We start from the raw sequence: 16,105 nt of genomic DNA on the forward strand, positions 1-16,105 counted from the left end.
GGTCAGGTCGCCGACCTTTTAAGCGCAGCGATCCCGGCTTCGGTTAATCCGCCCTGTTCATCAAAGAACGGGCTCAAGGCATCGTAGCTGGCCTCTCGGAAATGATCAGCATCAACGCCACCCTCTTCGCGGATGACAGCCCACTCCAGCGCACGCACTTCCTCGGCTGTCAGCCTTAGTCCTTTGCCCTCAAGACTCGCTTGCCTTATTCGGTCTGACACATAGGACAGGACGGAACCGAATGGCCAAGGGGTGCCGTCTGACCGCTTCAGATTGTTGCGAACGCGCTTTGTATTGATCATCTAAACCCCCATCCGCCCCATGCGCATGCGCGTGGTCACCGCGCGCAGATATGGCCGTTCCTCGATCACGGCGCGGGGCGAACGCCAGCTCTGCCGGCCGCCCCTTTGCGCCCGGTCCTCGGCGCGGAAATTCGCCGTCATGCGGTTCATCGCCGTCATGGCGTGCAGCGCCTGCGCATTCGCCCGGTCGAAGCGGTGCGCCATGTAGAGGTCATAGAGCTCGGCGCCGCGTTTCATGCGCCGGTTGTTCCAGTCCTTGCGGCATTTGACCGAGCAGAACTCGCGGTTCGGCGCGCGCTCGAATTCGGCGCCGCATTCCAGGCAGGCGTCTAGACGCGCCATCAGGAAACCGCCTCCAGGTCTTCCGATGCCTCCGCGTCGCGCTCCGGTGCCGCCAGCGCCGCCAGGGCATCGCTCGTCGCTTCCGCCGGATCGCGCCGCATGTTGGTTTTGGCCTGCCTAAAATACTTGTCCTTCAGCTCGAAGCCAAAGCCGCGGCGGCCGGCCTGGCAGGCCGCCCACACTTCCGAGCCGATGCCGAGGAAGGGCGTGAAGACGATGTCGCCGGGATTGGACCAGAGGTCGATGCAGCGCTCGATGACGTCGAGCTGCAGCGGCGAGATATGCGCCTCGTCATGGCCGTCGCGCGCCGTGAGGTACTGCAGCGTGCGCGACTGGCGGATGTCCATCCACACCGGCGAGGCATAGCGCTGCCAGACCTCGATCGAGAACCAGTTGCGGCTGTCGCCGTCGGTCGTGAACTTGGCGAAGTCCGGCCCATCGCCCTCGCCGACATAGCGGCGCAGCGCACCGGCCACCGGCTCCGGGTTTTCTCCTGGCTTTCGGAAGGCGACGATGTAGTCGGCCAGCGCCTGGCCGGAAATGGTCGAATCCTTGACCAGCTGCTTGTGGTTCAGCCGGTGCGACTTCGAGCGCGCCTGCGCCACCACGGCATCCTTCCAGATGCAGACTTCGGAATGGAAATGCCAGCCGGCGTCCTGCCAGGCCCGGATGACTTCTCCCCTGAAGTCGCGCATGCCGATGAAACCGTCGCGCCGCTTCGAGGTCGGCAGCTGCATGACATGCACCGCATGGATGCGTCCAGGCATGGTGATGCGCAAGATCTCGGAAATCAGGAACTGGTAGTGCCGCCAGAAGGCATCGCCTTCCGAATTCGACAGGTCGCGGTCGGAGCCGGAGAATTTGTACAGCCCCTCGAAGGGCGGCGAATGCACGCCGAAATGCACGCTGTCGCCAGGCACCGCACGGATCAATTCGCAGGCGTCGCCCTGGTAGATGGCGTAACGGTCGGTGACGTCCTGGTCGACGGCTTTTATGGCGGGAAGCTTGCGGGCGGTCATGGCTTGACCTGCTTCCCGCGCAATTCGTCGCGGATTTCCATCCACAGCTTGCCAAGCATGTTTTGGCCGTCGCCGTTTGGACCCCAGCCCCAGAAATCATCCCGCCAGGAGTTTTCGACCAACTCGCGATCGCCGGTCGCCAATAGCTTGCGGCAAACGTAATCGTGTTGCCGAACTTTCGCGCGAAGAATATCGCGCATGATATCGACCTTCACATCGTCCCAATCAGGACGCCGCAAATGTTTGAAATTCTCTGCGTGTTTGAACGCGTCATGCGCCGAAGGAGCTGCTGAGATATAGTCAGCAATGTGGGGCGCGACGCCAGCGAATTTTTCCCAATGATATGCCGCTTCGGAAGTGTCGAAACGGATGCCGACACGATTGAGTAGCGTGAAGGCTGAGAAGTTCGACAAAACGTAGAAGTCTTGCTCGTAGAAACAGACCCGTTCGGGTGTATCGAGGCCGTGGCATTCAATCTCTTTCACGCGAATTCCTCCCAGGCTGGTAGCCGCAATTTCAGTTTCGGCTGATAATCGTGCCGCTCCAGCGCCGCACCGCGCACCGCGACCGACGACAGGTCGGCCATGTGCCGCACCATGGCGTCGGCCATGCGCTCGGCGTCGCGCTCCTTGCGCTCCTGGTTGGCGATGACGGCGCCCTCGGTGTCGGCGGCGATGAAGTCGGCGATGACTTCCCGCTTCTGCCCGAAGCGCCAGAAGCGGCGCACCGCCTGGTAGACCTGCTCGAAACTGTCGTTGAGGCCGACGAAGCCGGTGCGGTGGCAGTGCTGCCAGTTCATGCCGAAGCCGGCGATCGTCGGCTTGGTCACCAGCACGCGAATCCGGCCCTCGCTGAACGCCTTCAGCTTGTCTTCCTTGAAGTCGTCATGGTCAGAGCCGCGCACCTCGACGGCGCCCGGAATGGCCTTGGTCACGCCTTCGGTCTCGGCGCTGAGGTTGCCCCACCAGACGAAAGCTTCATCCGCCGGCGTCAGCTCGACGGCGCGCGCGATGCGATGCTCGATGGTCGATTTCCTAGCGTGACTGCGCTCGGCCAGCGTCTTCGCCTCGACCGGCAGGAAGGAGAACTGCTGGCCGTCCTGGAAATGCTGCCCGGTCTCGACGACATGCAGGCGCTTTGTCAGCGGCGGCAGCTCGTAGCCGTCGTCGGAATAGCCGAGGTCCGACGGCTTGCGCAGCATCACCGCCCACGACGCCATCCAGCGCCAGAAATCGTTCTCGGCATGCCCCTTGAGCCGCCATTTGCGCGTCTCCGACCCGTCATGGGTGAAGAAGGTGGCGAGCATCGAGGTGTAGGGCATGACGCCGAGGAATTCGGCATGGCTGCCGAGCTCCATGAAATCGTTCGGCGCCGGCGTCGCCGTGGCGGCGAGACGGAAGGCGAAGGGCTTTGCCAGCGCGATCAGCCGCTCGCGCCAGTAGCCGTCGAAGCTTTTCAGGATGGAGCTTTCGTCGAGCGCCAGGCCGCCGAACGCGGAAAAGTCGAAGGCGTCGATCTTGTGATAATTCGTAATGGCCGTCTCGTCGGCGACACCGCTTGGGCCGACAACGCTCGCGGCCAGGCCCCAGGCCTTCGCCTCGCGCTCATGCTGGTGGCTGACCGCCAGCGGCGCGAGCAGCAGCGTCGGCTTGCCGGTGTGCTTCGCCACCACGCGCGCCCAGACCAGCTCCATCAGCGTCTTGCCCAGGCCCGTGCCGGCGAACACCGCCGCCCTGCCCCGCCGCAGCGACCAGCGCACGATGTCGCGCTGGTGCGGGAACAGGAATTCCGGCAGGTCCGGCAATTCGACCAGCCCCGAAGCGACGTCGGCGACCCGCTTGGCGGCGAGGAAATCGTGATAGGCCTGCAGCGTCATGCCGGCACCGCCCGGTAGCTGCGGCGCCGCAACTGCTCAATCTCCCCCCCTGCGGGGGAGATGGCCGGCAGGCCAGAGAGGGGGGCCTCGCGCTGACTATGCGCACTTTCAAAGTGCCGGCGGCAGTAAGGCACCGTCCCCGCCGCTTCCGACCGCGCGGCACCGCACACCGGCATGTCGGGACCGTCAGGCCCAAACGGATCGCCGACGAAATGCAGGCAGAGTTTCCGGTCGACTGCGTCGAGGAAGCGGATCGGCAAGGTTGCAGGCAGGTTAGCGACAGGGACATAAGGCTGCGGTCGTTCGAAGACCAGCTTTGGCGCCGGCACTGGATGCGACCGCCGCACCATCTTGATCGAGGGCGACTGTTTGCGGGCCACCTTACCGGCTTTTCCCTGCGATCTGGCCAGTCGGCCGACGCCGCCTTTCATGCGAATGATCTTGCCGATGATTGCATTGCGCGTCCGGCCCATCCGCTTGCCGATCTCGCCGGCCGAAAACTCCTCGCCGACCAACCGTTCAAGCGTCTCGATGTCCTGCGCCGTCCACTCCTGCCGCTCGTTCATGCCGCCCTCCCCGTCGCCGGCCGCGCGCGTTCCATCATGCCGCGCAGCTGATCGTTGAAATCCTGCCCGTCGGGCGCCCAGTCGATGCCGCAGTCATGGCCGGCCAACTGGAAGCGTTTTCGCGCCCGCAGCATCGCGGCTTCCGTGGTGAAGCGGTCGCTGTCGCCGTCGCCGAGCAGGATGATTCTTTTGTATCCCCGTTCGCTTCGCTCACCGCCTCTTGTGTCGAAATCGTCCGCCGGCACCTGCAGACAGTCGGCATCCGTCAGGTCCGGCTCATGACCGCCGACCTTGCGGCGGCGCTTGCGGCCCAAGCTGTCGGTCATGGTCAGCGACGGATGCGGGATCTGCTCGGCCGCCTTGCCGGCGATATTGCCGATGTTCAGTCCGCACCAGAGCGCGGCATGGTTGCCCGGATGCAGCGCATCCCACGACAGCACCGTCTCGATGCCCTCGCCCAAAATCAGTGCCGGAGCTGCCGCCAAGGCAACTCCGGCTATCGAAGAAACGGGACTATGAGCATCGGTTACATAGCCGCCTCCTGTGTTGGCGCGCGCGCTGCCATCATCTTGGCGTGTGGGACTTACACGCGACGCGCTGGGGTGCTCACTTCCGGACGTCATGCCGAAGTGAGGATTTCGCAAAACAACCTTGCCGCCCTTCTGGCTGCCCTCGACCTTCTTGGCGTCGAGGATCTCGCCGGTCTCGGGATCGACGATCGCCGCCTTGCCGTTCGGCCGCTTGAGGTCGAGCCAGGTGCGATGCACGCCCATGAAATGGCCATCTGGCCCGGTGATCGCGGCAAGCATCGCCGGCCCGGTATGGATGACGCGGAACTCGTTCTCGGCTTTCGAATGATGCCAGTAAGGCAGGTGCGAGACCTCGCGCAGCGCCTTGATCCGCCATGCGGGGAAAGGGATGGCGCGCAGGCCGAGATAATCGCGCACCCAATGCCCGCCCCGCTCCGGCTCGATTGGCGCGCCGTCCTGCCAGATCTTCCAGGCCCGGCGCCTGGCCTTCTCGCGCCATTGATTCTTCTCGGCGTCGTCCTGGCTCGGCGCGCGGCGCCCGGCCGACAACGGCTTTTCGCCGGTCAGGTGCTCGATCGCCTCGCCGAAACTGCAATTGTTGACATGCTGCACCAGCGCGATCGGATCGCCGCCGGCGCCGGACCAGCGGCAGAGAAAGACGTTCTTGGCGCTATCGACGGAAAAGCGGTCGGTGCCGCCGCAGGCCGGGCACGGCACGCCGCGCTCGTCGACCTTGACGCCTTGCGCCGCGCCAAGCGCCAGCGCCACGTCGACGATCGACAGGTCGCGCGCCTTGGCGATGGTGGCGGCGGGGATCATCTATTCTGCCTCACAGGCCGGGGCGACCAGTGCGCCGACTTCTCGCGCATAGGCCAGATACTTCTCGACCTTGGTCTGCTTTGCTGTGATCGCGGAGCCGCCAAGATCAGGCTTTGGAATGAGGCCTTCCGCGACCAGCATTCGCATGACCGCGATCAGGTCCGAAAGCTCCTTCGCGATCTCTTGCGCATTGGTGACGCTGCTGCCGGGATAGCCATCGGCAAGGCCGAAACGCAGCGCCTTCATGCAATTCTTGCCGACCTCGTCGCATTCCTCGGCAAGACAGGCGAGCAGATGTTCGGGGCGATTCACTTCGTCCCTCCAACGACCGACAGCCCTGCCCCGCCGCGCGCGGCGGCGGTGGCGCTGCGCAATTCGGCGGCGGCCTTTTCGAGGTCGGCGGCGGCGCGGTCCATGCCGGCGATCTCGGCCGGCGTCAGCCGCCCGTCGGCGAAGGCCATGGCGCCCTTTGCCATCAGTTCGCCGGCGCGCACCACGACCTCGGCATGCGCCGCCATGATGCTGGCATTGGCCGCTTCGAACGTGTCGGCGTCGGCCAGCCGGCGGCCGTTGAGCTCGGCCATCACCGCGGTGACCAGCGGCACCTTGCAGTCAGCCTCAAGCTGCAGCACCGCCGCCAGCGGCATCAGGTCGGGATAGCCGTCATTGTTCCAGCGGCCGACCTCCGACTTCGATTCCGAGCATTTCTCGCCGGAACGCACGATGCCGCCGCAGCGCTCGATCAGGTCGCGCTGCGCCGCCTTCAGGCGATAGAACCAGGCGCTGGGGATGGTTTCAGGCATGGCGAATTCCCTGCCGGAGAAAACCCGGCGCTTATTCCCGTAGTGGGAAGGCTTCTGCGGTGGTGATGTCGGCGGCAGTCGAAACCGCCTACGGAGGCATCTGTGCCCTTACGTTTCTCACTTCGCCGTCTCCTGGATCGTCTGAAATTGAAGGCCGGTCCCGGCTTGAGAGGAGCGAACGGGACCGGCCCCGGCGCCGCGGGCATTGGGGCGGGGCAGAGCGGCGTCGAAATCGTCAATGTCGCTGGCAGCGGCCCGCTCCGGCTGCGCCCCCGCGACCGGTTCAGCAGGCACCGCCGCATCGGCGGCGGGCAATGAAGTCCTGTCGCGCAGCTGCCGCAGCAGGATCAGCGCCGGCCCCTTGGTCGGCGGCTCGCTCTCCCACTTCGAGACGGTCGAGCGGTCGGTGTCGCAGTAGTCAGCGAGCTGCTGCTGCGTCCACTCAAGCGCGCCACGAAGCGCCGCCACGTCGATGCGATCATCGTTCATGGCCTAAGTGTGAGAAAGTCACATCGATCTGTCAAGTAGAAACTCACATCAATAATGTGAATAAGTCACGCCCATGACGGATATCAGTCGAATTGATGAGCAGGCGGCCCGGCTAAGGCAGGCGCGCGAGATGCGCGGCTTCGCCACGGCGAAGGCGGCGGCCGAGCGTTTCGGCTTCAACTACAACACCTATTCGCAGCACGAGCGCGGCCATGTCGGCATCACGCGCGCGGCCAAGGACTATGCCCGTGCCTACAAGGTCAGGGAGGCCTGGCTGCTCACGGGCGAAGGTGAGCCAGACGATATCGGCCCCGACGCGCTGCGCGCTGCCTTCCTGCGTGTATCGGAAGCCGATCAGGACGTGCAGTCCAGTGTGATCGCCTATATCAACTTCGTCCTTCGGCCTTTGGAGAAATCCGGCGCGACCGCGACCAAGCCGACTTCGTGATCGACAGTCACCATCCATGAACCGCCATGCAGGGCCTGCATCGATGCTGCAAGCGCCTCGGCATTCCGGCTGATCTCCTCATACAAATCACGGCCCGGCCTCGCCGCCGCCGGCGCCATGGCCGCTCCCAAAAGCCCGGAAACCACCAGGCGCCTGCTTACAGATCCCGCTGTCGGCACTCTCGCTCCCAATCCCCGCTATTTGATTTACCGTGAACAATATGGGAACACTTTCCCGCATTGCCGTCAATACGCTTTGTATGATCAGTTGTTGTTTTTTGTACGAAACGTACGACACGTTAGCTGGTCCTCACCGCGCTTAACATGCGGTCTACAACCGTTGGCCTTTGATTAACAGAATACGTCAGACTGTAACAGACTGTCATGATTTCCTGTGGACCATAGTACCAGACCGCACCGATTTAAGCTGATAGTGGAACCATTTCGGCGCAAGCCACCTTCGGCCATAAAGTGGGCATGTCACAGTCTGACCCGCCCAGCTTCCACCTGCGCCTGCCCGCGAGGCTGAAGGCCGACCTGCAGGCCGCGCGCGGCGCCAACAGCCTGAATGGCGAGATCGTCGAGCGGCTGGAACGCAGCTTCGACCCCGATCCGTCGCTGCGCCTGGCCGAGATCATGCGTCCGTTCCTGGTCGAGCTCAGCGAGGAAGACCAGGCAAAGCTGCTCGACCTGGCATCGGGCTTCGTCGGCATCCTGATGAAACGCAACCGGAAATCCCGCTAGTTGAATTAGCGATTCGAGATGCGATCGCCTGCAAGTGTGACTTATTCACATTTCCTCTTGACACTCAAATGTGAATAACTCACACTTCGCACCATCTTAACCGATGGAGGCTTTGGCCATGGGCTCGCCCTGCGAACCGCTCACCCCGCGACAGGAACTTATTTCCGAGCTCGAAAGCTACGGCTTCGACGTCGATCACGGCGCGCCCGAAAACTGGCGCGACGTCATGTCGGATGACGACATGCGCATCACCATCAATCGCCTGAACAACGAGGCCTGAGATGGACCAGCGCAATTTCCACTCCGAAACCGCCTCGCCGATCCCCGCGAGCCTCGCTGGCAAGCCCGGCCAGCGCTTTTCGCAGGCGCGTCGCATCCGGCATCCCGAGGCGGGCAGTCCCGAGCTTTACGACGGCTCGCCGCGCAATCCCCGCGCGGTCGAACTGGCCGATGCCATCCGCGAGATCGCCGGCTGCGGCGTCGGGCCGAACGAGAAGGACCTTTCGGTCCTCGGCTTTTCCGTCGGCGAGATCATCGCGCTCTTGCCCGAGGCCAAGCTGATCCTTGCCGAAAGCTTCGTGCGCGAGATCGCGCCGAGCGGCGACCGCCTGCAGCAAATCATCGAGAAGGCGCTGGCTTCTGCCGCGCACATCATGCCGAAGACCGGCGGCCTCGACGAGGTTTCGGAGCAGGCGGCGGCCGTCGAATGGCAGCGCTATTGCCAGGCCCGCGCCGCCTTCAAGCTCGACCCGTGGTTCTCGCAGTCGGAGCGCTGCCTCCACCTGCTGCAGGTCTTCCTGCGCAAGCTGCCGCTGCTGCCGCGCGAAGCCAACCGCGTCACCTACGCTCTCGCCGCCGCGCAGAAGGCCGACATTTCCCGAGGCCACTACGCATGAGCACGGTAGCGGAGGGGGCAGGCCTCAAAATCATTGGCACCGACAATTTCGGTCGAGACCACGTCGCCGACTTCCTGGTCGCCGACAACGTGCGCAACGACTACGTCGGCAAGATCATGGTCGACGCCCTAAACGCTTCGTCGAGCATGACGTTCTTCCAGCTGGTGCCGGCGGACTATGAACTAAGCAAGGGCATGGAGGCGCTGGTATGACCGAACTCTGGAAACAGACCATCACCGGCCGCGCCTTCCCGCTCACCGGCTTTTCCGCCGTCGACGTCGATCTGTTCAACGACGTCGCCGAGGGCCTGGCGCGCATCTGCCGCTTTGGCGGCCATGTGCCGGGCAATCCCTATTCGGTGGCGCAGCATTGCGTGGTCGGCGCCGACGCGGCGATCGAGGAGACCGGCGACGCCAACCTTGCAGCCTATTTCCTGCTGCATGACGCGCACGAGACCATAGTCGACGACATCACGACGCCGGTGGCGAAGTGGTTCGCGCGCATCGCCGACGAGCTCTATGGCGGCACGGCGAGCGGCATGGTCGAGACGGTGATCGCCACCGCCAAGGCCCGGCTCGACGCCGCCATCTGGCGCGCCGCCGGCCTGCCGCCGCCCGGCAAGACCTATCGGGCGCAGATAGCCGAGCTCGACATGCGCATGCTGGCGACCGAGCAGCGCCAGCTGTTGATGCCGCCACCGAAAAGCTGGGGCAAGCAGATCGACGCCGCGCGTCCGATCCGCATGCGCGGCGGGCTCACCGCTTGGCCGGTCGCCAAGGCCGCCGACGCCTATCGCGAGCGCCTCGCCCAGCTCTGCCCGAATGCGAGGAGGGTGTGATGCTGTCACGAAACGAAGCCAACGCTATGATGACGGCCTTGAGCCGCGACATCGCCAAGCTCGACGCCGAGCTGTTCGAGCGGCTGGTCAGATCCAGCAAGCATTTCGGCTTCCTCGCCGACGAGATCGTCGACAAGGCCATCCAAGACGGCACCGTCATTCGCGACGTCGACCGTGCAGCATCAGAACAGGAGATCTTGGCGAAGCTGGAGGACCTCGAAGAGGATCTCGAAAAGGCGCAGGCCAAGATCGACGAGCTTCGCGACAAGCTTGGCTACCAGGCCGACGGCCTCGACCGCCTGCAGCAGGCGATCGTCAGGCGCGAGGTCGATGAGGCGATCGACCTGCTGCGCGAGATCTTCCCGAAACATCAATTCCTGTCGGCTGCGGCTGAGCACATGCTCGCCGGCATCCATGGCCAAGGATCTCTGGCGCTATGACAGTCAAGTTTTCCGTCGCCGCCTTTGCCGCCGCGGCCAAGGCGATCCGCAACATCCCCGGCGCCTCGCGCAACATCGAGATCCTCGACCATGCCAGGTTCGAGGCCGGCAAGAAGTCCTTGAGCCTCATCATGTCGGATCTCGACATCGAGGCCTGCGCGACAATCGCCTGCGAAGGGCCGGCCGCGCTCGCCGCCATCCCGCGCGCGGTGCTTGAATTCTTCATCGCCCGCGACGGCGGCGCCGACGATACCGGCACGCTCGAAATCGACGAGCGCCGGGTGATCGCGCGCTGCGGCAAGGGCAAGCTCGACATGCCGATCCTGCCCGGCTCCGACTTTTTCCTGATCGGCGCCGGCAAGCCGGACTGGTCGCTGACCATCCGCGCCAACGAGCTGGTCGAGCTGCTCACCGCCACCGAGAAGGCGATGGACGAGAAGCGTCCCTTCATCCAGGGCGTGCTGCTGCACCTGCTCGACGCAGAGCTGCGCGCCACCGGCACCGACGGTCACCGCGTCCATGTGCAGGGCGTCGACGCGCCGGAGCTGACCGGCGGCTTCGGCGACGGTCCCTGGCAGGGCGTCACCATCCCCGACCGCACAGTCAAGGAGCTGATCCGCATCTTCGACGGCGACGAAAGCGAGATCGCCATCTCGGGCACGCATGGCACGATCACGGTCGAGGCGGAGAAGATCCGCGTCACCTCGAAACTGATCGCCGAGCAATATCCCGACTATGTCCGCCTGATGCTGCCGGCCGGGCCGTTCAGGCTCACCGTCGGCGCCAAGGCGCTCGACGCGGCGATCGCCCGGCTCCTGGTGCTGCCGCGCAAGGACGGCAAGGGCCGCGCCGAGGCCAGCCGGCCGATCCGCATGACGCCCGGCAAGGACGGGCTGAAGCTGGAGATCAAGGGCAACGACAGCGACGCCGAGGATTTCGTCGACTGCGAAGTGGAGGGCGACGGCCAGCCGATCGTCATCAACCAGCGCTATCTGCGCGATGCGCTGGCCGCCGCTGGCGGCAACAAGGTCACCTTCGCCCCGGTCGAGGGCAACCCGGTGTCGGTGCGCATGCTGCCCGACAACGGCCGCTCGGCCTTCATGCTCATGCAGATGCATTTCTAGCGCATGGCCCCGAGCCACAGGCTCGGAAAGGACCATGCGCCACTAGAGGACCAGAAGAAGACATGTCAGACACGGAAACCTCCCAGACCGTCGCCGCCGGCCAGCTGCGCTCGATCGTCGAGCGCATCGAACGGCTGGAGGAAGAGAAGAAGACGATCAGCGACGACATCGCCGACGTCTATGCCGAGGCCAAGGGCACCGGCTTCGACACCAAGGCAATACGCACCATCGTCGCCATGCGCCGCAAGGAACCGATGAAGCGCCAGGAGGAGCAATCGATCCTGGAACTCTACATGGCCGCGCTGGGGATGGCGTGATGGACGAGGCTGTCGCCCGCCTGATCTCGGCCGCCAAGGCTCTCGCCGAATCCGTATCGTTCGACGACAGCGGCCGGATGATCGGCGGCAAATGGCACGGCGGCAATGGCGGGCTGATCAGCCGCGACACCATCACCAAAGCTGATGCCGTCCGACGGGCCATTGCCGCCCGTCAATCCGAACTGGAAAAGGAAATCCCCAATGGCTAACGTGAAGTCCTTGGCCGAAGCCGAGAAAGATCTTCTCGCCGCAAAGACCGCTTATGAGGAAGCCGAGAGGAAGGCGAGCTGGGCCAGGTCCGCTGAAACGGACGCGCTCAACGGTCTAAACGCTGCTCAGAAGGCTTTCGATGCGGTGCTCGCCGAAGTTCGCAAATCGATGCCGGGCGCCAGCGACTGGCGGGCAACCGCTGGCAGGAGCGTCGCCTGATGGCTGGTTCTGTCAACAAGGTAATTCTCGTCGGCAACCTCGGCGCCGATCCAGAGGTGCGGCGCTCGAATGCCGGCGACCCTATCGTCTCCTTCCGCATGGCCACCAGCGAAACCTGGAAGGACAAGGCAAGCGGCGAGCGCAAGGAGCGCACCGAATGGCATAGCGTCGTCATCTCCAACGAGCAGCTGGCCGAAGTCGCCGAGAAATACCTGAAGAAGGGCATGAAGGTCTATGTCGAGGGCCAGCAGCAGACCCGCAAATGGACCGGCCAGGATGGCATCGATCGCTATACGACCGAGACCGTGCTGAACCGCTTCCGCGGCGAGCTGCAGATGCTTGACAAGCTGCCCTCCAACCGCCCGCCAGGCGCCGAGGGCGCCGAAGACTACGGCAGCCAGCGCTCGCGCGAAACGCAGAATCAGCGCGGTGGCGGCTCACGCGAGCTCGACGACGAGATCCCGTTCTGATGAACGCGCCGCTGTCCCGCCGCGACCTGATCCGCGCCAAGATCGCGGCCCGCGTCCAGATCGTCGATCTCGGCTTCGAGACGCCGTGCCATATCTGGACGGGTCCCGATTCGGGCCAAGGTCGCGGCGGCGGCTATCCGCGCATGGCGCTCGACGGCCAGACCGTCGCCGTCCATCTCGTCGCATGGACCAACGAGCACGGCTTCATCCCCGGCAAGAAACAGCTGGACCACCGCTGCCGCCATCGCCGCTGCGTCAACCACGAGCACCTCGAGCTCGTCACCCATAGAGAGAACCAGAAGCGCCGCGACCAGGCGCGCAGGCGGTCCGAATGAGCGCCGCGGCCGACATCGACGACGACACGCCGATTCGGCTGCAGGAGGCGTGCGACCGCTTTTTCGGTGGACGGTTGACCCCGAAAGCCTTGCGCGCCGAGGCCCGCAAGGGGAATTTGACAATCGAGCAGATCGCCAACAAGGATTTCGTCACCCCGTCAGCCATCAGGGAAATGCGCGAAAGATGCCGCGTCGCCAAAGCCCGCCCCGCCTCGTCACCCGCCTCGATCGCGACGGCGTCAGGCGGCTCGTCATCCGCGACGGGTCCGTTTACAAGCGAACGGGATGCCTTGTTGGCGAAACTGAAAGCGCGGCGGAAAAGCTCGCGGAATACATCGGCCAAAAGAGGCAAAAGCCAGTCGCCGTCGAACGTGGTCCCGATCACATCTCGGTCGCCGCGGCGCTAGACCACTACGTCACCGCCAAGCAGTCGCGCGGCGAGGATACCACGGCGATCGACGGCCGCGTCGCCTTCCTCACCGAATTCTGGGGCGACAAGCCGCTCTCCGAGATCTCCGGCGACACCTGCCGCGAGTACGCCGCCAGCCGCAAGCGCCGGGCGGCCGCACGGCGCGAGCTGGAGGATCTCCGCGCTGCCGTCAACCTTTTCTCGAAGGAGAGGCGGCTGAACTTCCGGCCGCATTTCGACCTGCCCGACAAGCCGGTGGCGCGGGAGCGCTGGCTGACGCGCGAGGAAGCGGCCGAGCTCCTGCGCGGAGCGCTCCGCTTGCGGCGCGCAAGGCCGAAGACCTATGAATGCCTGCCGCGCTTCATCCTGATCGGCCTCTACACCGGCACCAGGCACTCGGCCATCCTGGAACTCAACTGGAACCGCGGCCCGTCGGGCGGCTGGCCGGACCTCGATGCCGGCGTGCTTTACCGCCGCGGCGAGCGCGTGCGCGAGACGACCAAACGCCGGCCGCCGATGCGCCTGCCGCGCCGCCTGATGGCGCACCTGAAGCGCTGGCGCCTGAAGGACGGCGGCAAGGGCACGGTCATCCATGCCAAGGGCGGCGAGCCGATCGGCCTGATGCGCAAGAGCTTCGAGGCCGCCCGCATCGAGGCAGGCCTCGGCGACGAGGTCACGCCGCACATCCTGCGCCATACCAGGGCGACCTGGCTGATGCAGCGAAGGGTGCCGATCTGGGATGCCGCCGGCTCGCTCGGCATGACCGTCAAGCAGATGGAATCGACCTACGGTCACCATCATCCAGACTTCCAGCAGGCCGCCGCCGATGCCTACTGAGCGCCCGAAAACTGCCCGAAAAACCGCGTTTCTGGGCGCATATCTGGGCGCAAGCGCCGCCGCCCGGCCGAAGCCTGACGCGCACCGCATTGAAATCATTGAGAAAAACTGGTGGGCGATGACGGGCTCGAACCGCCGACATCTTCGGTGTAAACGAAGCGCTCTACCAACTGAGCTAATCGCCCGCTTGAGCGCGGACCTTTAAGCAGTTAGAGCCGCATCCGCAAGGCCAAATGAACGGACAGCGTGCCCGTCGCGGTGCGGTTTTCCCCAGCCCGGGCGCCGCTGTCAAAAAACCTTCTCCTGATTGCTGTTATGCTTCAATGCCGCGCTTGACACCCGCAAACGAACCCCTTATCCAGCGCCCCAACGACGAACACGGCTGACACGTGCTCGTCAGTGCGCGGGTGTAGCTCAGTCGGTTAGAGTGCCGGCCTGTCACGCCGGAGGTCGCGGGTTCGAGCCCCGTCACTCGCGCCATTTCCCTCAGGGGATCAATTGGAAAATTCGACTTACGCAAGCGCGCTTCGACGCGGGTTCCGGTTGTTGCGCAGAACGCCACCGTGACAGCATCGGAGATTCGATTGCCGGCCGGCATCATGCTCTTCCGTCATCCATCGCCTCAAGGATGATTGTCCGGTCTACATCGCTGCAATCGGCGCCGTGATGGCTATTGCCCTGACTATTTTGGTAACCAAAAGAGGTTTTTCAGCCGTTTGCACGATGGAATTTTAGCAATCGCTGATATAAGTGCTGATTTAGCTGGCTGGCTCACAACGGCTGGCTAGGCCCGACAGTCACAGCCGCACACCCAAACGGCGGCTGTCGGGCCACTTACAGGCAGACGTCACCGGATGATTTGACGCGCATTCCGGCGGTGTAGCCTTGAGCACCGCATGCCAGATGCCGCGCGACTTCCGCACTTCAGCCGCAACGAAAAACGACGGGACCTGCCCGCCGTTTCCTCTTCCAAGAATCGACTGTTCCAGCGACATGCCGCCGCGCGAGTATCGCAGCAGGTTTGCCAACTGAGGGCCTTTGTCCGGGAACCATTCCAATCTTGTCTCGTTCAGCCCACGGGCGAAAATGACGGGAGATCAAGATGGCTGTGAGATGCCGCATTTCGATCGATGACGCCAGGGATGTCGACGAGCTCGCCTTCCAGGAGTTGCCACGGGTCGGTGAGAGCGTGTCGATGCCGGTCGAAGGATCGAGCAAGGACCTTCGCGTCCTGCGCGTCGTGCACATGCCCGGCAGCGAGCAAGGCGCGACGACGATGCTGGAGCTGACCAGCAGGATTCTGTAGCGCTGTGCCGCGCCCGATCTGGAATCACTCGCCCAGGACGACACCGGAGGCGACAATCTGGGCCGTTCGCGCGGTGAGCTTCTCGCGCCTTACAAGCGTTGGCTTTTGATAGGGCTTTTTCATCCCACCGTTCCGGAAGACTGCCTTGTGTCGGTCAAGACAGTGAACGCCCGCGCACTCGTTGCGTTCCGAAGGGCGGGTTGATGGCTGAATTCGACCAGTCATGGGCGCGCGGGATTGCGGGTAAGCATGTCACCCAAAAACTGCGCAGCGGTGTGGGACGACGATATGCGGCTTGCTGGTGCAGGCACGCGTACCCGACTGTGCTCGAACGGGCTAGCGCGGACGCGCTCAATGGACTGGTGGCGAGGAACTTGCCGATACCAAGTCTGCCTCAGTGCCTTCCGACCCCCGTCTGTAGATCAGCCGGACCGCCAGTCCGACATATCCGACCTGAAGAATGATCATCGCGACGATGGCCCAGCCGACCGCCTTCCAGATCGAGCCTGTCTCCAGCTCTGCACAGATCGCCGTGATGAACGACGTGGCGAACATGCCCACTAGAAATTGAGGAAAATACATCGGCATTGGCACCCAAGGCTTCGCGTTTCAGGCGGCCCTCAACTCGCCGCTAAAGAGCCCGCCGCCCCATTCGCGGAGCGGCGAGGCCCCCCAAATTTGCCCCCCGGCTACCGGGGCACAGTCCCACCCCGGCATCGCTGACAGTGCAATTGCAGTGCCAGACACAGTGACCCATTACGGGACAC

27 protein-coding genes and 2 tRNA genes are annotated in these 16,105 nt (G+C 64.2%); 16 read left to right on the plus strand and 13 right to left on the minus strand.

Annotated elements, in window-relative coordinates:
- Positions 1 to 2: 2 nt before the first annotated feature.
- The 10 genes from KVT37_RS23230 to KVT37_RS23275 all read right to left on the minus strand — a co-directional run bounded on the left by KVT37_RS23230 (position 3) and on the right by KVT37_RS23275 (position 6,746).
- Positions 3 to 302, minus strand: a complete 300-nt coding sequence (locus KVT37_RS23230; RefSeq protein ID WP_217577343.1) for a hypothetical protein — start codon at positions 300 to 302, stop codon at positions 3 to 5.
- Positions 303 to 644, minus strand: a complete 342-nt coding sequence (locus KVT37_RS23235) for a transcriptional regulator (RefSeq protein ID WP_217577344.1) — start codon at positions 642 to 644, stop codon at positions 303 to 305.
- Positions 644 to 1,663, minus strand: coding sequence for a DNA methyltransferase (locus KVT37_RS23240; protein ID WP_217577345.1), 1,020 nt, complete (start codon positions 1,661 to 1,663; stop codon positions 644 to 646). The genes KVT37_RS23235 and KVT37_RS23240 overlap by 1 nt, the downstream gene beginning before the upstream one ends.
- Complete coding sequence (locus KVT37_RS23245) at positions 1,660 to 2,148, minus strand: NADAR family protein (RefSeq protein ID WP_217577346.1); 489 nt, start codon at positions 2,146 to 2,148, stop codon at positions 1,660 to 1,662. Before KVT37_RS23245 ends, KVT37_RS23240 begins: the two co-directional genes overlap by 4 nt.
- On the minus strand, positions 2,145 to 3,539 hold the full coding sequence (locus KVT37_RS23250) for a helicase (RefSeq protein WP_217577347.1): 1,395 nt from the start codon (positions 3,537 to 3,539) through the stop codon (positions 2,145 to 2,147). Before KVT37_RS23250 ends, KVT37_RS23245 begins: the two co-directional genes overlap by 4 nt.
- Positions 3,536 to 4,105 carry a GcrA family cell cycle regulator gene (locus KVT37_RS23255; RefSeq protein WP_217577348.1) on the minus strand — a complete coding sequence of 190 codons (570 nt, stop codon included), beginning with the start codon at positions 4,103 to 4,105 and terminating at the stop codon, positions 3,536 to 3,538. The genes KVT37_RS23250 and KVT37_RS23255 overlap by 4 nt, the downstream gene beginning before the upstream one ends.
- Positions 4,102 to 5,454 (minus strand): primase-helicase zinc-binding domain-containing protein, encoded by a 1,353-nt coding sequence (locus KVT37_RS23260; RefSeq protein WP_217577349.1) that lies wholly within the window; start codon positions 5,452 to 5,454, stop codon positions 4,102 to 4,104. The genes KVT37_RS23255 and KVT37_RS23260 overlap by 4 nt, the downstream gene beginning before the upstream one ends.
- The gene (locus KVT37_RS23265) at positions 5,455 to 5,766 is read right to left on the minus strand and encodes a hypothetical protein (RefSeq protein ID WP_217577350.1); all 312 of its coding nucleotides are present in this window, start codon (positions 5,764 to 5,766) and stop codon (positions 5,455 to 5,457) included.
- A complete protein-coding gene (locus tag KVT37_RS23270) occupies positions 5,763 to 6,257 on the minus strand; it encodes a hypothetical protein (RefSeq protein ID WP_217577351.1) in 495 nt (164 codons plus the stop codon). The genes KVT37_RS23265 and KVT37_RS23270 overlap by 4 nt, the downstream gene beginning before the upstream one ends.
- 117 nt (positions 6,258 to 6,374) lie before the next feature.
- Positions 6,375 to 6,746 (minus strand): helix-turn-helix domain-containing protein, encoded by a 372-nt coding sequence (locus KVT37_RS23275; RefSeq protein ID WP_217577352.1) that lies wholly within the window; start codon positions 6,744 to 6,746, stop codon positions 6,375 to 6,377.
- 73 nt (positions 6,747 to 6,819) lie between these two features.
- Here KVT37_RS23275 and KVT37_RS23280 point away from each other — a divergent pair, with 73 nt between their 5' ends.
- From KVT37_RS23280 to KVT37_RS23345, 14 genes are all read left to right on the plus strand, one after another.
- Entirely contained in the window at positions 6,820 to 7,194 is a 375-nt protein-coding gene (locus tag KVT37_RS23280) for a helix-turn-helix transcriptional regulator (protein WP_217577353.1), read from the plus strand.
- 476 nt (positions 7,195 to 7,670) lie between these two features.
- Positions 7,671 to 7,937, plus strand: a complete 267-nt coding sequence (locus KVT37_RS23285) for a hypothetical protein (RefSeq protein WP_217577354.1) — start codon at positions 7,671 to 7,673, stop codon at positions 7,935 to 7,937.
- 118 nt (positions 7,938 to 8,055) lie between these two features.
- Positions 8,056 to 8,217 carry a hypothetical protein gene (locus KVT37_RS23290; RefSeq protein WP_217577355.1) on the plus strand — a complete coding sequence of 54 codons (162 nt, stop codon included), beginning with the start codon at positions 8,056 to 8,058 and terminating at the stop codon, positions 8,215 to 8,217.
- A gap of 1 nt (position 8,218) precedes the next feature.
- Complete coding sequence (locus KVT37_RS23295) at positions 8,219 to 8,833, plus strand: hypothetical protein (RefSeq protein ID WP_217577356.1); 615 nt, start codon at positions 8,219 to 8,221, stop codon at positions 8,831 to 8,833.
- On the plus strand, positions 8,830 to 9,045 hold the full coding sequence (locus tag KVT37_RS23300; protein WP_217577357.1) for a hypothetical protein: 216 nt from the start codon (positions 8,830 to 8,832) through the stop codon (positions 9,043 to 9,045). Before KVT37_RS23295 ends, KVT37_RS23300 begins: the two co-directional genes overlap by 4 nt.
- Complete coding sequence (locus KVT37_RS23305) at positions 9,042 to 9,671, plus strand: hypothetical protein (protein ID WP_217577358.1); 630 nt, start codon at positions 9,042 to 9,044, stop codon at positions 9,669 to 9,671. The genes KVT37_RS23300 and KVT37_RS23305 overlap by 4 nt, the downstream gene beginning before the upstream one ends.
- Entirely contained in the window at positions 9,671 to 10,111 is a 441-nt protein-coding gene (locus tag KVT37_RS23310) for a hypothetical protein (RefSeq protein WP_217577359.1), read from the plus strand. Before KVT37_RS23305 ends, KVT37_RS23310 begins: the two co-directional genes overlap by 1 nt.
- Positions 10,108 to 11,235 (plus strand): DNA polymerase III subunit beta, encoded by a 1,128-nt coding sequence (locus KVT37_RS23315; RefSeq protein WP_217577360.1) that lies wholly within the window; start codon positions 10,108 to 10,110, stop codon positions 11,233 to 11,235. The genes KVT37_RS23310 and KVT37_RS23315 overlap by 4 nt, the downstream gene beginning before the upstream one ends.
- 62 nt (positions 11,236 to 11,297) lie before the next feature.
- On the plus strand, positions 11,298 to 11,552 hold the full coding sequence (locus KVT37_RS23320) for a DUF2312 domain-containing protein (RefSeq protein ID WP_217577361.1): 255 nt from the start codon (positions 11,298 to 11,300) through the stop codon (positions 11,550 to 11,552).
- Positions 11,552 to 11,761 carry a hypothetical protein gene (locus KVT37_RS23325; RefSeq protein ID WP_217577362.1) on the plus strand — a complete coding sequence of 70 codons (210 nt, stop codon included), beginning with the start codon at positions 11,552 to 11,554 and terminating at the stop codon, positions 11,759 to 11,761. The genes KVT37_RS23320 and KVT37_RS23325 overlap by 1 nt, the downstream gene beginning before the upstream one ends.
- The gene (locus KVT37_RS23330; RefSeq protein WP_217577363.1) at positions 11,754 to 11,981 is read left to right on the plus strand and encodes a hypothetical protein; all 228 of its coding nucleotides are present in this window, start codon (positions 11,754 to 11,756) and stop codon (positions 11,979 to 11,981) included. The genes KVT37_RS23325 and KVT37_RS23330 overlap by 8 nt, the downstream gene beginning before the upstream one ends.
- Positions 11,981 to 12,451: a single-stranded DNA-binding protein gene (gene ssb, locus KVT37_RS23335; protein WP_217577364.1), complete on the plus strand. Its 471-nt coding sequence runs from the start codon at positions 11,981 to 11,983 to the stop codon at positions 12,449 to 12,451. Before KVT37_RS23330 ends, ssb begins: the two co-directional genes overlap by 1 nt.
- Positions 12,451 to 12,786 (plus strand): HNH endonuclease signature motif containing protein, encoded by a 336-nt coding sequence (locus KVT37_RS23340; RefSeq protein WP_217577365.1) that lies wholly within the window; start codon positions 12,451 to 12,453, stop codon positions 12,784 to 12,786. The genes ssb and KVT37_RS23340 overlap by 1 nt, the downstream gene beginning before the upstream one ends.
- Positions 12,787 to 12,970: 184 nt before the next feature.
- Positions 12,971 to 14,032 carry a site-specific integrase gene (locus KVT37_RS23345; protein WP_217577366.1) on the plus strand — a complete coding sequence of 354 codons (1,062 nt, stop codon included), beginning with the start codon at positions 12,971 to 12,973 and terminating at the stop codon, positions 14,030 to 14,032.
- 109 nt (positions 14,033 to 14,141) lie between these two features.
- Here the strand turns inward: KVT37_RS23345 and KVT37_RS23350 are convergent.
- A tRNA-Val gene (locus KVT37_RS23350) sits at positions 14,142 to 14,217 on the minus strand.
- A gap of 218 nt (positions 14,218 to 14,435) precedes the next feature.
- On the opposite strand from KVT37_RS23350, the gene KVT37_RS23355 reads away from it, so the two are divergent.
- Positions 14,436 to 14,512: transfer RNA gene (locus KVT37_RS23355), tRNA-Asp, on the plus strand.
- A gap of 317 nt (positions 14,513 to 14,829) precedes the next feature.
- Here KVT37_RS23355 and KVT37_RS23360 read toward each other — a convergent pair.
- Positions 14,830 to 15,090 carry a hypothetical protein gene (locus tag KVT37_RS23360; RefSeq protein ID WP_217577367.1) on the minus strand — a complete coding sequence of 87 codons (261 nt, stop codon included), beginning with the start codon at positions 15,088 to 15,090 and terminating at the stop codon, positions 14,830 to 14,832.
- 44 nt (positions 15,091 to 15,134) lie between these two features.
- On the opposite strand from KVT37_RS23360, the gene KVT37_RS23365 reads away from it, so the two are divergent.
- Positions 15,135 to 15,338: a hypothetical protein gene (locus tag KVT37_RS23365; protein WP_217577368.1), complete on the plus strand. Its 204-nt coding sequence runs from the start codon at positions 15,135 to 15,137 to the stop codon at positions 15,336 to 15,338.
- Positions 15,339 to 15,689: 351 nt separating this feature from the next.
- Here the strand turns inward: KVT37_RS23365 and KVT37_RS23370 are convergent, their stop codons facing one another.
- Positions 15,690 to 15,926 carry a hypothetical protein gene (locus KVT37_RS23370; protein WP_254634206.1) on the minus strand — a complete coding sequence of 79 codons (237 nt, stop codon included), beginning with the start codon at positions 15,924 to 15,926 and terminating at the stop codon, positions 15,690 to 15,692.
- Between the last annotated feature and the right edge of the window lie 179 nt (positions 15,927 to 16,105).

This window comes from Mesorhizobium sp. GbtcB19 (assembly GCF_019091085.1).
Classification (GTDB): Bacteria; Pseudomonadota; Alphaproteobacteria; order Rhizobiales; family Rhizobiaceae; genus Mesorhizobium.